The 15,692-nt window shown below is 35.4% G+C and carries 11 protein-coding genes; 1 reads left to right on the top strand and 10 read right to left on the bottom strand.

Annotated features, from left to right (window positions below):
• Nucleotides 1-62 precede the first annotated feature (62 nt).
• Nucleotides 63-1,991, bottom strand: coding sequence for a beta-glucoside-specific PTS transporter subunit IIABC (locus tag Q3V31_RS08600; protein WP_016130126.1), 1,929 nt, complete (start codon nt 1,989-1,991; stop codon nt 63-65).
• A 124-nt stretch (nt 1,992-2,115) separates the two neighbouring features.
• Nucleotides 2,116-2,958: a BglG family transcription antiterminator LicT gene (licT, locus tag Q3V31_RS08595; RefSeq protein WP_000453251.1), complete on the bottom strand. Its 843-nt coding sequence runs from the start codon at nt 2,956-2,958 to the stop codon at nt 2,116-2,118.
• Between the two features lie 403 nt (nt 2,959-3,361).
• Between licT and Q3V31_RS08590 the strand changes: the two genes are divergently transcribed.
• Nucleotides 3,362-3,637 (top strand): aminotransferase class I/II-fold pyridoxal phosphate-dependent enzyme, encoded by a 276-nt coding sequence (locus Q3V31_RS08590; RefSeq protein WP_071733445.1) that lies wholly within the window; start codon nt 3,362-3,364, stop codon nt 3,635-3,637.
• Nucleotides 3,638-4,014: 377 nt separating this feature from the next.
• On the opposite strand, the gene mutL is transcribed toward Q3V31_RS08590, so the two are convergent.
• From mutL to Q3V31_RS08550, 8 genes are all read right to left on the bottom strand, one after another.
• Entirely contained in the window at nt 4,015-5,958 is a 1,944-nt protein-coding gene (gene mutL / locus Q3V31_RS08585) for a DNA mismatch repair endonuclease MutL (RefSeq protein ID WP_329764536.1), read from the bottom strand.
• A gap of 8 nt (nt 5,959-5,966) precedes the next feature.
• Entirely contained in the window at nt 5,967-8,648 is a 2,682-nt protein-coding gene (gene mutS / locus Q3V31_RS08580; RefSeq protein ID WP_016130129.1) for a DNA mismatch repair protein MutS, read from the bottom strand.
• 181 nt (nt 8,649-8,829) lie between these two features.
• Nucleotides 8,830-9,372 (bottom strand): outer spore coat protein CotE, encoded by a 543-nt coding sequence (gene cotE, locus Q3V31_RS08575; RefSeq protein WP_001288802.1) that lies wholly within the window; start codon nt 9,370-9,372, stop codon nt 8,830-8,832.
• Nucleotides 9,373-9,497: 125 nt separating this feature from the next.
• Complete coding sequence (locus tag Q3V31_RS08570; protein WP_329764530.1) at nt 9,498-9,929, bottom strand: YlbF/YmcA family competence regulator; 432 nt, start codon at nt 9,927-9,929, stop codon at nt 9,498-9,500.
• A 3-nt stretch (nt 9,930-9,932) separates the two neighbouring features.
• Nucleotides 9,933-11,462: a tRNA (N6-isopentenyl adenosine(37)-C2)-methylthiotransferase MiaB gene (miaB, locus tag Q3V31_RS08565; RefSeq protein WP_329764528.1), complete on the bottom strand. Its 1,530-nt coding sequence runs from the start codon at nt 11,460-11,462 to the stop codon at nt 9,933-9,935.
• A 429-nt stretch (nt 11,463-11,891) separates the two neighbouring features.
• The gene (locus Q3V31_RS08560) at nt 11,892-12,758 is read right to left on the bottom strand and encodes a 2-oxoacid:ferredoxin oxidoreductase subunit beta (protein WP_000190147.1); all 867 of its coding nucleotides are present in this window, start codon (nt 12,756-12,758) and stop codon (nt 11,892-11,894) included.
• On the bottom strand, nt 12,745-14,502 hold the full coding sequence (locus Q3V31_RS08555; RefSeq protein WP_000625430.1) for a 2-oxoacid:acceptor oxidoreductase subunit alpha: 1,758 nt from the start codon (nt 14,500-14,502) through the stop codon (nt 12,745-12,747). Before Q3V31_RS08555 ends, Q3V31_RS08560 begins: the two co-directional genes overlap by 14 nt.
• Nucleotides 14,503-14,729: 227 nt before the next feature.
• On the bottom strand, nt 14,730-15,653 hold the full coding sequence (locus tag Q3V31_RS08550) for a dipeptidase (RefSeq protein ID WP_000688012.1): 924 nt from the start codon (nt 15,651-15,653) through the stop codon (nt 14,730-14,732).
• Between the last annotated feature and the right edge of the window lie 39 nt (nt 15,654-15,692).

Below are 15,692 nucleotides of genomic sequence, written 5' to 3'. Positions count from 1 at the left end.
AGTATTATTCTTAATAACCGTGTATAGAAAACTTTTCCGCCTAGATTTGGCCGTCTTTGGCATCAAAATATAACTGTAATTAAACTCGCTCCTCTATCCACGTTACCTTCTTTACTCTCCGCGACCTCTAAATAATCTGCGGAATTCGTAATAACTATTGGAGTAACAACACTGTAACCAGCTTGTTCTATTTCTTCAATATTGAAATCTAACAATCGTTGACCTTTCCTTACCTTATCACCTTGTTGTACATAAGTTTTAAATCCTTTACCTTCTAATTGGACTGTGTTTAAACCAACATGAATCAGAATCTGGACTCCATTATCCGATATAATTCCAATCGCATGTAAACTAGGGAATAATGCTGTTACTTCCCCATTAACAGGGGCCTCAACTACCCCTTCTGTAGGTACGATGGCAACTCCATTACCTAATACACCTGATGAAAAAGCCGCATCTTCTATATCTTTTAATTGCAATACTTCACCTTTTATCGGGCTTTCAATTATTTCTTTCTCTAATCTACTTTTCTTTTCATCTTGGCTAACTTCAATTTGAGGCTCATTCACCCCTGCGTAAACAGTCTCTTTATCTTTATAGACAATCATCGTCAATATAAATGCAACTACCATCGAAATTACAATACCGATAACCGCAACAATTAAATTCCCCATTGCTCCATCCGGTTCAATCATTGCAGGTAATTCAAAAATACCCATTCCACCAGCCATAAATTTTCTTAAATTAAAGAATCCATAGAATCCCCCACCGATTCCACCAGCAATACAACTAATAATAAATGGTTTCTTTAAGGGTAATAGAATTCCATAAATAGCTGGTTCTGTTACTCCGAATATACTGGATAAGAAATTTGGTAAAGACATTTCCTTCATTTTCTTGTCTTTTGTTTTAAATAATATCGCTAGGACAACTCCTGCAGTTGCGAAAGTACAAGCAAAGAAAGGCATCATCACATTATCGTATCCCATAGTCATAATGTTATTTAGATATACAGGTATAAATCCCCAGTGTATACCAAAGATTACTAGTATTTGCCACGTAGCTCCAACTATGATACCAGCAAACAAGGGGCTGAAATCTCTAACTGCAAATACAAATTCAGAAACAGCCGTTGAGCCAAATGTTGCAAGTGGTCCAATTACAATAAATGCAACTGGTAATGCAATTAGTAATGTAAGCATTGGAACAAAGAAGAATTTAAGTAAATCTGGTACAAACTTATTACACACTCTTTCGCATTTTGCTGCAAAATATACAGCTAAAATAACAGGAATAACTGTACCTGTATAATTTATTGAAATTAAAGGTATGCCAAAGAAATCAATGTAAATCGGCGATTTAAACATAGAACCTTGAAATAATGTATACATTGCATTAGTACTTGAAGAAACAGCACTAGCTTGTATGCTTGGATAACACATAATAGCCCCTACAACTAAGCCTAACATGGGTTTTAAACCAAACTTTTTAGCTGAAGTATAACCTAAAAACAATGGTAGAAAAGTAAATAAAGCATCACCGATTGCATTAATGACCATTGAACCACCCGAAGTTGAGCTATATAATCCTATAGCAACAAACAGTGCATTTAGTCCTTTCAACATACCACACGCAGCCATAATACCTAATATTGGCTGGAATATACCTGATATGATGTCAATTGCCTTATGTAGTAATTTTTCAGGCTTTTGCTCACCTTGTTGAGTTGCATTCAGTTGATCTACGTCGATCAATGCACTAATATCATCATATACTTGTGGTACATGGTTTCCGATAACAACTTGATATTGACCACCACTTTTCATGACCGTGACAATACCCTCCATATTTTTTAGGGTATCATCATTTGCGATGGACTCGTCCTTCAATTTAAAACGTAGTCGAGTCACACAATGTGTTAAGCTATTTATATTTTCTTTTCCACCTATATTTTCAATAATTTCTTTTGCTAATTCGTTGTATTTCCTCATTTTTCAATCCTCCATTTTTTCTTGTATTTATTTACAGAAATAGTGAAGGTCTGGCCAACTTAATGTTACCATCCAGCTATGTATTGCATGTTTACAGTCATCACCACCTTTCATGTTCTTTTACCTATCTACTCGACTCCCGAACTACCTTTGCTACATGAATAGTCAAATAAATCATTTCATTTGAAGTTAAATAATGTCCGTATTTCTTTTGGATAAATAGTTGAATCTTTGAAACACATTCAAACTCTTTCATATACTTATTTTTAATAATCTCAAATAACTCTTCATCAGATTCATCACTGTATGTGCTATTCGTAATTAGCCGGGAAGCAAAAAACTTTAAATGGCTAATAAAACGATAAAAGGAAACCGATTCTTCTATAATCTCAATACCAAAATGAACCCTTACAATTGTCAGCACTTCTTGAATCAACTGTGTGATCTCATGTACGATTGGCTGTTCTTTATGCAACTGAGCGTTTACAATATGAAAAGCAATAAAACCTGCTTCATCATCAGGTAAACGAATGTGCGTCTCTCTTTCAATAATATCCAGTGCTTTCATTCCAATATTAAATTCATCTTTATAAAATCGTTTTATTTCCCATAGCAGTGCATTTTTAATCTGAATTCCTTCTTTAATCCTTTGAATTGCATTATGCATGTGATCACTCAATGAAATATAAATACCTTCATTGAGTTTTTTACCTAATTTTCTTTGAGCATATCCAATAATTTCATCTGAGAGTTTCATATGCTCAATGGGTATGTTATTTAGCAATTCTTGTAATTTATTAGATATATCTTGATTGGCTATGCGAAAAATTTTGTTTACCTTACTTTCATCAATCACATCACCTTTTGATTTTTGATAGCCTATTCCTTTTCCCATAACAATTATCTCTTTTCCATTTTTATCCTCCGTAATAACGACATTGTTATTTAGATTCCTTTTAACTTCCATATATTTCACTCCAATCAAGGATATTTTAGTATGGATTTATCATATATTATTCCGATATAACATAAAAAAGCCCATCCATTAAAATGCATAGAAGTACCTAAAAACTTCTCTGCACACTAATGAATAGGCTTAGCTTGTATTAAAACAATTACTACCCAATTCCATTGATATACGTACATAATATCCTAAATTTAAAATTTCGTCAACGCCGTTAATGGCACAAATCTACAAAAGGAATACTACCGACAAATCGTCTTAATCTGTACGCCTAAGTTTCTGGAAACCTAAATAACCCCTTATTTTAACCCTGAAATTTTGATGTTGTTGTTTGAAGTGTTGTATTTTCTCCCTATAATGATTTAAAACCTTTGATACTTGTTATACAAATGAAGACAAGAAAAAAATCGTCGCTCTTGCCGAAAAATATGATGTTTACATTGTAGAAGATGATTATTTGGCAGAATTTGATATGGATTCCAAGGCAGATCCATTATTTGCATATGAACCTAACGGTAGAGTTATTTATGTTAAAAGTTTTTCAAAAGTATTTGTACCAGGATTACGCATCGCAACAGTTATACTCCCTGAAGCGATGGTTGATCAATTTGTACAATATAAATTTATTGCTAATTTCAATACATCGACACTATCACAAAGCGCTTTAGAAATATATATATAAAGTGGAATGTTCCATTATCATATTGATAATGGAACAAATTGTACATTAATAAAATGACTATCTTATTAAATGCTTGTTCATCTTATTTACCAAACTATATAAAATTTACTAAGCCAAAAGGTGGTTTGTATCTTACTATTTTCTTACCTTCACATATAAACATTGACAAGTTAATTCATTCGTTAAAAGAAAAACATATTTATGTAGATAATGCATCTAGAATGTATTTAGAAGGAAACAAACACAAAGTAATCCGGATAAGTATCTCTCAAGTAAATAAAGATAAAATAGAATATGGTATTAATCTTAATGTGAAACTCAAAAAGACACCTTAAAATAAAGGTGTCTTTTAACGTTTCGCATTAAAGAGGTTAACCCTACATAACCCTCTTAAACATCTTCTCCAACTCATAAGTAGAATGATGCACAAGAATCGGTCTTCCGTGCGGGCATGTGTAAGGGTTTGTTGTTGTACGAAGTTCTTCAAGTAAAGCGAATATTTGATCGTTCGTTAAATATTGATTTGCTTTAATGGAAGCCTTACAGCTCATCATGATTGCTGCTTCTTCTCGTAGTTTTTTAATATCAACTTTTTTAAGTTTGACAACTTGCTCCATCATTTCATCAATGATTTCTATTTCTTGTCCTTTCGGGAACCACGTTGGGTGCGAGCGGACGATAAAGGATTGATGGCCGAATTGCTCTAAAAATAGTCCGACTTTTTTTAGTTCTTCCAGCTGCTCTTCGACACGTAAAAATTCAGTAAGAGATAAGTCAATACGGTACGGTACAAGTAGTTCTTGTACTTCTTGCGCTACTCTTCCTACTTTATCACGGAAATATTCATAATTGATACGTTCCTGCGCTGCATGCTGATCAATCATATATAACCCATTATCATTTTGAGCGAAAATATATGTTCCGTGCATTTGTCCAATTGGATAAAGCGGCGGTAAATCATTACCGTTCATTTCAATCTCTTTTATTTCGTGAACTTCTTCTTCCAATTCCTCTAATTCAAAATCATCATCGTTGCTAGTCCATTCCTTTTCCTCTCGAACCGTTTCTTCTATTACCGGCTTAGAGGATGGCTGCCAACTTTGCTCTTCTCTTACTAGTGACTGTGGTGGTTGCCATTCTTGCTTCGGCGGTTGCCAAAGTTGTGCTGGTCGTTTCACAGTCGTTGTTTCTTCTTGTTTTTCATCCATACCAGTCGGTAAAACGATGTTAGGCATAGATGATTCTCTCGGTTTTGTATGCTCAAACTTGAACTGTTCTTGCACACTTTCATCTTTTTCTTTTTTCTTCGTTGTTACGCCAGCATCTGGAATAAGCTGTATTTTTTTGAATGCCGATTGCAATGTTTCTTCGATAAGCTTTAGCAATTCTTGTTCTTTACTAAAACGAACTTCTAATTTCGCTGGATGTACGTTAACGTCAACAAGCATTGGGTCCATTTCAATCGATAAGAAACCGATTGGATATCGTCCGACTGGCAGTAATGTATGGTATCCTTGCTGAACTGCTTTCATTAATACGAAATTTCGAACGTAACGACCATTTACGATCGTTGACATATAATTACGAGACGCTCTCGTTACTTCTGGTAATGTTACATACCCTTTAATTGTGAAGTCTAAAGATTCGGCTTCAATTGGAATAAGCTTCTTCGCAACTTGAATGCTGTAAATCGATGCAAGTACTTGTCTTACATCACCGTTTCCTGACGTATGAAGCAATTTCTTTTCATTATGAAACAGTTTTAGCGATACTTCTGGATGAGACATTGCAATACGATACACGATATCTGTAATGTTCCCAAGCTCTGTATGAATCGTTTTCATATATTTAAGGCGCGCTGGTGTATTAAAGAATAAGTTTTGTACTGTAATATCTGTTCCTTTTCGGCTCGCTGTTTTCTCTTGTTTTATAATGTCTCCACCTTTAATCATAAGGTGTGTACCAGGCGCATCACCTGTACTTGTAATTAATTCTAACTCACTTACAGAGGCAATACTCGGCAGGGCCTCTCCGCGGAAACCGAGCGTTCTTATACGAAACAGATCATTTTCATCTTTAATTTTGCTCGTTGCGTGGCGTTCAAATGCAACGATACAATCTTCTTCTGCAATGCCATCTCCATTATCAATGATGCGAATTTTCGATAACCCAGCTTCTTCTAAGTGGATTTCAATAGATGTACTATTCGCATCGATGGAATTTTCCACGAGTTCTTTTACAACTGAGGCAGGGCGCTCTACTACTTCCCCTGCCGCAATTAAGTTAGAGAGTTGATCATCGAGTTTGCGAATTTTCCCCATCTACTTACTCATCCTTTCTTTAACTTTTTTTGTAAACGATACAGTTCGTTCATCGCTTCTAAAGGTGTCATATCTAGTAAATCAATTTTTTTAATTTGCGCAAGTACTGCCGTTTCTTTTTGATCTAACACAAGCTTGTCTTGTTTCTTCGCAGACTGTTCTCCTCCAAAGAAAGATAGTTGCGATTCTTCTTCAGTCTCTTCTTGCTTTTCTTGCTTTTCTTGTATTTCTGCTTGTTCTTCTTTTACAACTACAGGTTCTGGAGCAACTTCTTGCACTTTCACTTCTGTGCGCTTTGGAATAATAATTTCTTCCTGTCCCTCTAGTTGTGCTAACACTTCTTTCGCGCGAGCGATTAAGCTATCTGGAAGCTCAGCAAGTTGCGCAACGTGAATTCCATAACTTTTATCCGCTGCTCCATCTTGAATTTTATGAAGGAAAACTACTTTTCCATTTTCTTCAATAGCTGAAACATGTACATTCTTTAGTTGGTCTAAACTTTCTTCTAACACTGTTAATTCATGATAATGTGTAGAAAATAATGTTTTCGCACCAATTTGGTCATGAATATGTTCAATGATTGCTTGTGCAAGTGCCATACCATCATACGTAGATGTACCGCGTCCAATTTCATCGAATAAAATTAAACTTCTTTCTGATGCATTTGCAATTGCATTTTTCGCTTCTAACATTTCAACCATAAATGTACTTTGACCTGAGATTAAATCATCCGCTGCACCAATTCTCGTAAAGATTTGATCGAAGACGGGTAATACTGCTTCTTTCGCTGGTACAAAGCAACCAATTTGTGACATAACAGTAACAAGTGCTAATTGTCTCATATACGTACTTTTACCAGACATGTTCGGTCCTGTAATTAAAAAGACATCCATCTTCTCCGGCATAATACAATCATTCGGTACATACAATTTCCCGTTCAATACTTTTTCAACGACAGGATGACGACCATCTTTAATAAAGATTTCGCGCTTAGTTGTTAAAACAGGTTTTACAAACTGCTCTTCTTCACTAACTGTCGCAAAGCTTTGCAACACGTCTAGCTCACTAATTACTTTCGCTAAATGCTGTAATTTCGGAATGAATACTTTAACTTCTTCGCGAAGTGCTGTAAATAAATCGTATTCTAATTGTACAATTTTCTCTTCTGCTTCTAAGATTAATGTTTCTTTTTCTTTTAGTTCATCTGTTATGAAGCGCTCTGCATTTGCAAGTGTTTGTTTTCGCTCATAGCGCCCTTCTGGAAGTGCTGCAAGATTCGCCTTCGTCACTTCAATGTAGTAGCCGAAAATACGGTTGTATCCAATTTTTAATGATTTAACCCCTGTAATATCACGCTCTCGTTTTTCAAGCTCAGCGATCCACGTTTTCCCGTTTTTACTAACGTAACGATATTGATCAAGCTTGTCATTATAACCGTCTTTAATAATATCTCCATCTTTAATAGAAAGCGGTGGGTTTTCTTGAATACTTCTTCCTAGTAATTCAGTTAAGCTCTCACATGGATCCGCACCTTGAATTAACCTTGCTGCATAAGCATTATCTAAAAGACTAATCGCTTCTAAAATAGCTGGTACTTGAAGTAAAGAACGTCTTAACTGTAATAAGTCCCGTGCATTTACATTACCAAATGCAACTTTCCCTGCTAAACGCTCTAAATCATATACTTCTTTTAACTTTTCTTTTAAATCTTCACGTAAGAAGTAATCATTTACAAACGTTTCAACCATTTCTAAACGCTCTTCAACTTTTTCTTTCTGAATAAGTGGACGTTCCATCCACTGTTTTAACATACGACCACCCATAGCTGTTTTCGTTTTATCTAATAGCCATAATAATGATCCTGTTTTTTCTTTTGTTCGAAGTGTTTCTGTCAGTTCTAAATTTCGCTTTGAATGCACATCAATTTTCATAAACTGGTTCGTATAATAAATTTCCACTGGTTGCAAGTGATCTAACGAACGTTTTTGTGTTCTTATCACATAGTTAAATAAGCGTCCAATTGCTTTAATTAACTTTGCTTGTGAAACATTTTTCACAAGATGTTCTAACCCTTCCGGAATAGTTGTTGCATCTTCATACGAAATCGTCATTTTTAATGTTTCAGTTAATTTATTTAATTCATCTTTTGAAAATGTAGAATCTACAACAATTTCTTTTGAACCAGTTGCATACACTTCTAATAAAATATCTTCTACTGAACCTGTTAACAACGTCACTGTATTTTGTCCAGTCGTTAAGTCATTACAAGCTAGCGCATAAGATCCATCTTCGAAATGTGTTAATGCTGCTAAGAAGTTATTCTCTTTCTCGTCTATTGTACGCCCTTCCATCATCGTTCCTGGCGTAATTAGTTGTACTACTTCACGACGTACTACACCTTTAGCTGTTTTTGGATCTTCCACTTGCTCACAAACAGCTACTTTATATCCTTTTTCAACAAGTTGTTCAATGTAATTTTTAGCTGCATGATGCGGTACACCGCACATCGGTATACGATCACTACTACCACCATCTCGGCTCGTTAATGTAATTTCAAGTTCATGAGCTGCTTTAACCGCATCTTCAAAGAACATTTCATAAAAATCACCTAATCGGAAAAATAAAAAGGCATCTTGATAGTCTGCCTTAACCTTTAAATATTGCTGTATCATAGGGGTATATTGCGTCATACTTTTCCTCCATAATTCTTACATAGTAATCAATTTTCATATATGTCACACTTCACGGACATCCATATCTCCTATTTCAGGAGTCTTTCCTCATTATAGCACATTTCATAAGGAATCATGTTCATTCAAGCATCACTTATGTAAAGTAAAAAGCTAGGAAGAACTTCTCCCTAGCTTTCTATTACTCTTCTTCTGCATCGACGATAAAGTTCGGATCTAATTCTTCAAACTCATCATCATCGACTTGGAAATCCTCGTCTGATTCTACGCAACCTTCAGGATTTACACTTACACAAATTTTCGTTTCCCCAACTACTTCTGTTACAAATTCACGTTCTACAGTTACAACAATTTTATTACCATTTGGTGATACAAGAGCTTCTAAACAATTTGGTGGCTGAATGACACGAGCAATAATTTCTAAATCATCACCAGAAAAGTTTTTATCACGATATCCAATACTCACTTCATCAGTGTAGTTCACACGTTCTGTTACAACTTCTGTCTTTGTGTTTCCATCAAATGAATACCAAGTGTTCACATCATAGAAACCTTCAATTTCCACATGCTTTCCATTCTTTCTTGCTTCGTACGAGTGGTTAATTACCCAGCACCCTAAAATACTTGTTGGCTCATTATTCGATTCACATGTATGCGTTGACTTTGTATACTTACGTCCTTTTCCAACCACTGCTTTTGTAATAATCTCTCTAAATTCGGACATTCGTAACCCTCCTCAATCACTATTCACTTAATCATATGCGTGACAATAGCGGAATGTGTCATTCTTTTTTCGAGAAGAACTTACGTTTAACCCACTAAAAAAAGAGATGTCAATTCGACATCTCTTTAACAACCACAATTTCCTTTTTTACTTTCTACCGCTGCGCCCGTTTCACCCTTCAATACATCGCCATTAGTTGAAATTAATATTTCATCTGTTACGTTGTTAGAAATCGTATTTGCAACTAGCTGTAGTAAGTCATTTACATATGTTTGTGAAGATTTAAATTCTTGCACAACTGGGATACTATCCAACTTATCTTGCAATGCATCAATTTCAGCTTCTACTTTTTTCAAAGCTTCCCATTTCCCGTAATGCTGCAAGTTTACTGCTTGCTTTTGCAGTGCTTTAATTTCATCAATTGCGCGCTTTACATTTTCATTTTTATGAATTTGTGCTTCTGCTCGCTTAAAGAAGTCGACTTCTTCTGTTTCAGAAATCATTTTTGCTAATTCTTTCGCTTGTTCAACAATTTCATCTTTCGAATATGCTTTCATCTATTATTCCACCTCAATCGGCTCTTCAACTAATTCCCCGTTAAGAGACCAAGTTTTTGCTTCCGTTACTTTTACTTTCACAAGCTGACCAATTAAAGATTTTGAAGCGACGAAGTTTACAAGTTTATTCGTACGAGTATAACCTGCGAGTACTTCTGGATTATTTTTACTTTCCCCATCAACTAACACTTCTACAATTTGACCTTTGTAACGATTATTCTTTTCAATTGCCAACGTATTTACTAGTGTATTTAAGCGTTGAAGACGTTCTTTTTTCACTTCCATCGGTACATTATCTTTCATTTTTGCAGCTGGTGTACCTTCGCGCGGAGAATAAATAAAGGTAAAGGCAGTATCAAATCCTACTTCACGATATAACGACATCGTTTCTTCAAATTGCTCATCTGTTTCATTTGGGAAACCAACGATAATATCAGTTGTGAATACTGCATTTGGAATTGCTTCTTTAATCTTTCTTACAAGTTCTAAATAATGCTCACGTGAATATTTACGCGCCATAATTTTTAACATCTCTGTGCTTCCAGATTGAACTGGTAAGTGAATATGTTCTACTAAGTTTCCAGCTTTTCCAAGCACTTTAATTAAGTGATCATCGAAATCACGTGGATGGCTCGTTGTAAAACGAATACGGGCAATATCAACTTTACGGAGTTCGTCCATTAAATCGCCAAGTCCGTATTCAAAATCTTCAAAGTCTTTACCATATGCATTTACGTTCTGGCCAAGTAATGTAATTTCTTTATAACCATTCGCAGCTAAATGACGAATTTCTTGGATAATGTCTTCTGGACGTCTGCTTCGCTCTTTTCCACGTGTATACGGCACGATACAATATGTACAGAACTTATCACAGCCATACATAATATTTACCCAAGCTTTAATATCACCACGGCGTACTTTCGGAAGGTTTTCAACTACATCCCCTTCTTTTGACCAAACTTCAACTACCGTCTCCTTCGAGAACATTGCATCTTTTAGAATATACGGCAATCTATGAATATTATGCGTTCCAAACACCATATCTACATGCTGATTTTTTTGCATAATTTTATTTACAACAGATTCTTCTTGAGACATACAACCACATACACCAATTAAAAGGTCCGGATTTCTTCTTTTTAATGACTTTAAATGACCTAGTTCACCGAACACTTTATTTTCAGCATTTTCACGAATTGCACAAGTATTTAATAAAACTACATCTGCATCTTCAGTTGAAAAGGTTGGCTCATATCCAAGTGCGGTGAAAATACCCGCCATTACTTCCGTATCATGCTCATTCATTTGACAACCATATGTACGAATATAGAACTTTCTTCCTGTACCAAAATTGCGAAATTCTTCAGGTAAGCCAAAATCCCGTTCAATTTTAACTTCTTCTTTCCCTCGTTTTTTCGCGTCTTTTAAGGAAGGTGGTTGGTATACACTTTCAAAGTATTTACTATAATCTTTCTCTTCTTTTTTCGTAGAGGAATTCGCTTGTTGACTTGCTAATCGTTGTTGCTCGTTCATCGGTAATCTCCTTTCACCCTTAACTATACACACTCTATAGTCCATTTTAATGCGCTTTGACTCACCTCAAAAATGGTTAGATAGCTTGAGAGATAACTTGTCCTTTGAAACTTGAGTAATCAATCTAATCATTCATAAGAATGAAGTCTTCCCCACACAAATAGACATTCCCTTTTCATACTTCTTTTTGTCCTATCCAAAAGCATATTGCTTTATCCCTATAAACATTACCATAGTATGAAGCGTTGCGCCAATTTTAACAAGAAAGAGGCTTTGTCTGATCTTACATTTCATCAGCAATGAACTCGCCATTTTCATACAACGATTTATATATTATTTTACCATTCTGAATTTTCTAAGTAAATAAGACTACCCTATATTTTTTACTCATAAAAAAAGGTTACCAAATGGCAACCTCCTCTTCTTATATTACATAAATTCAGCAACAAGTTCATCAAACATTTTCTGATCCATATTTAAATCAGCTTGCACTAAAGGCTTCTCACTATACCCTTTTACAAGTTCTTGGTATGAAGGTTGCTTTGTATTTTGATAAATTAAACCTGTTACTAACCCGTTCTTTTCCATTAATGTTTGCATAGCCATCATGCGGTTAGATGGATCATATCCTTCTACTGTACTTAGTTTCGTTAAATTCTCTTTAAACCAATCATAAGTATTTACTTTATTGTAAGTAACACATGGACTAAATACATTAATTAATGAAAAGCCTTTATGGTTAATACCAGCTTCAATAATTTGCGTTAATTCTTTTAAATCACTTGAAAAGCTTTGCGCCACAAATGTCGCACCAGCTGTTAAAGCCATTTCCATAACATTTAGTGATGGTTCAATTGAACCTTGTGGTGTACTTTTCGTTTTAAATCCAGCTTCACTACGTGGTGAAGTTTGACCTTTTGTTAATCCGTAAATTTGGTTATCCATTACGATGTACGTAATATCAATGTTACGACGAATAGAATGGATCGTATGTCCCATACCAATCGCAAAACCATCACCGTCACCACCGGATGCAATAACTGTTAAGTCACGATTTGCCATTTTTACACCTTGTGCAATCGGAAGAGCACGTCCGTGAATACTATGCAAACCATATGAATTAATATACCCTGAAATACGACCTGAACAGCCGATACCAGAAATAACAGCTAGCTCATCTGGATTTAAACCAACGTTAGCTGCCGCACGCTGAATCGCAGCCTGCACCGAGAAGTCTCCGCAACCTGGGCACCAGTTTGGTTTTACACTGTTACGAAAGTCCTTAAATGTTGCCATTTAATACAACCCCTTTTTTGCATTCGTTGTAAATCTCTTTCGGCAAGAATGGATTTCCATCGTATTTTAAAAGACTAGAAATTTTCTCACCACTGCCAAGATTCATTTTCATAATGTTAGCAAGCTGACCAGTTGCATTGTTTTCTACTACTACAACACGCTTCGCTTTTTTCACAAGTGGATCGATTTCAGCTGTTGGGAACGGATGAATTAAACGTACATGGGCATGGTTTACTTTCATTCCTTCTTGTTCCAAACGTTGCATTGCCTCTTCGATCGCACCACGAGTTGAGTTAAAGCCAACTAACAATACGTCTGCGTCATCATGCTTAGCATTTTTGTAAATAGGGGTATTAAACTGCAAGTTCGCCATTTTACGGAAACGTTTGTCCATTTGATCTTTACGATTTAACGCTGATTCAGATGGTTTACCCGTTTCATCATGTTCTACACCTGTAACATGGTGAATACCATTTTTCATACCAGGTAAAACACGTGGTGAAATTCCATCTTCTGTTACTTCATAACGCTTGAAGTATGCTTTATTTTCACGTTCTGGTAATTCTACTTCTAAATCAAGCTTACCGCGACGAATTTCAACCTTATCTAACTTAAGTGGCTCTACTGTTTGCTTTCCTAAAGAAAGCTGTAGATCTGTTAAGAAGATAACAGGCACTTGATATTCTTCTGCTAAATTAAATGCTTCTACAATATCATAGAAAGCTTCTTCAACTGTACTTGGCGCCATTACGATCTTTGGAATTTCACCATGCGTTCCGTAAATCATAGCCATTAAGTCAGACTGCTCTTGTTTTGTTGGTAAGCCCGTACTTGGACCACCACGTTGTGTATCAATGATAACTAGCGGTGTTTCAGTAATACCTGCTAAACCTATTGCTTCCATCATTAAAGAAAGACCAGGACCAGCAGATGCTGTTAATGTACGAACACCAGCGTAGTTTGCACCGATTGCCATTGTACAAGCTGCGATTTCATCCTCAGTTTGGATTACTGTCCCGCCGACTTTCGGTAACTTTTTAATTAAGTATTCCATAATTTCAGATGCAGGTGTGATTGGATATGCAGACATAAAGCGAGCACCACCAGCTACTGCACCAAATGCGATTGCGTCGTTTCCAATCATAAACATGCGTTTCTTACCGTCAGCTTTTTCAAGCTGCATCATGTTTACTTTTTCACCAAGCAATTCTTTCATATATTGAGAGCCGCGTTTAATGGCTTCCATATTCTTTTGAACGACTTGCTCTCCTTTACGACCAAAGATTTCTTCAACAACCTCTAAATACGCTGTTTCGTCTAATCCTAATACCGCACTAGATGCCCCAACAGCAACCATGTTTTTCATTAATGATGTGCCTAACTCTGAAGCAATATCTGTAAACGGTATCACATATAGATTTACATCTGTATTATCAGGTATTGTTGGATTAAATTTTGCATCCGCAACTACAATTCCACCCGGACGTAGTTCGTGGAAGTTAAAATCAATTGTTTCTTGATCAAAAGCAATTAAAATATCTAAATCATCTGAGATCGCGCGTACTTCTGTTGTACTTACACGAATTTTATTATTTGTATGGCCGCCTTTAATACGTGATGAGAAGTGGCGGTAACCGTATAGGTAATATCCTAATCGGTTTAATGCAATACAGAAGATTTCCCCTGTACTTTCAATTCCTTCACCTTGTTGGCCTCCAACTTTCCATGAAAGTTGACTAATCATCTCCTACACCCCTTTTGGCTGCATTCATTGTAGTGTATTTTTTTACAGTATTAGTTTAGCATTTTTTATACAAATAAACTACAATGGACGCAAATTATGCCTCTTCTGATTTCCCTGAATCTTTAGTATAAAGCTATTTCGTTTTCCATTCTAGTATTAGGTCTTAAAAAAATCAATAAATTCAAGTGAATTCATTTTAATTTTTCTGAATTTTTAAAATACGATCTTTAGAACGTTACACAGTCAACAAAATTTTTATACAAAAATCGATCTACAGTTGATTCACTATACTTTTTACACAGGTGATTAATTATATTTTCATAATCCCTGTATGCTTCTACACCTACAACAGTTTCTAAAATCCCATCAAAATCAGAACCGAATCCTATATTTTTTTCTCCACCTAATGAACAAATATATTCCACATGTCTTAATATATCTGCTATATTCGCTTGTCTTTCATTCGTTAAAAACTGTGGTACGAATGTAATACCAATAATGCTATTTTTCTTTATGAGAGCTCTTATTTGTTCATCGGTTAAATTGCGTGGATGCCCACAAAGTTGATAACAGTTTGAGTGAGATGCAATTGGGTTTTTAGCTATTTCTATAACATCCCAAAAGCTTCTTTCATTTAAATGAGACACATCGGTCCATAAATCTAACATATTAAGTTCTTGTATAACTTGTCTACCAAATGTAGTTAAGCCTGCACCACGTGTCTCTAGCGCCCCATCAGCTAATAAATTAGCATAGTTCCATGTTAATCCAAAGGAACGTACACCTAAGCGATAAAACAAACGTAATTTCATCGCTTCTTTTCCAATCGCTTCGCATCCTTCTAATGTTAATAACGCTCCAATCTCGTCCTGTTTTAGCATGTTAATATCGTTTTTTGTCTGAATAAACTTCATTCCTGGTAGCGATAGAATTTCACTATGAAAAATATCTATCATTTGCAGTGCAACTTCAAAGCGCTTTTCATACGCTACTGTTTCTGGTATATATATCGCAAAGCATTGTATACTTCCTTTTCTTTTCTTTAATTGTTCAAATGTAATATGTAATTGTGAATCGTTTTGAAAGTCTTTTTTTCCCTTTGCACTCCATAACTGAAAGAGTACATCGCAATGAGCATCAAAAATTTTCATATTCATTCCTCCACTATAAAAACAACCTGTTTGCATACA

The sequence above is a fragment of the Bacillus nitratireducens genome (genome assembly GCF_036320425.1).
Taxonomy (GTDB): domain Bacteria; phylum Bacillota; class Bacilli; order Bacillales; family Bacillaceae_G; genus Bacillus_A; species Bacillus_A nitratireducens.
This window is presented reverse-complemented; position numbering and strand designations above follow the sequence as displayed.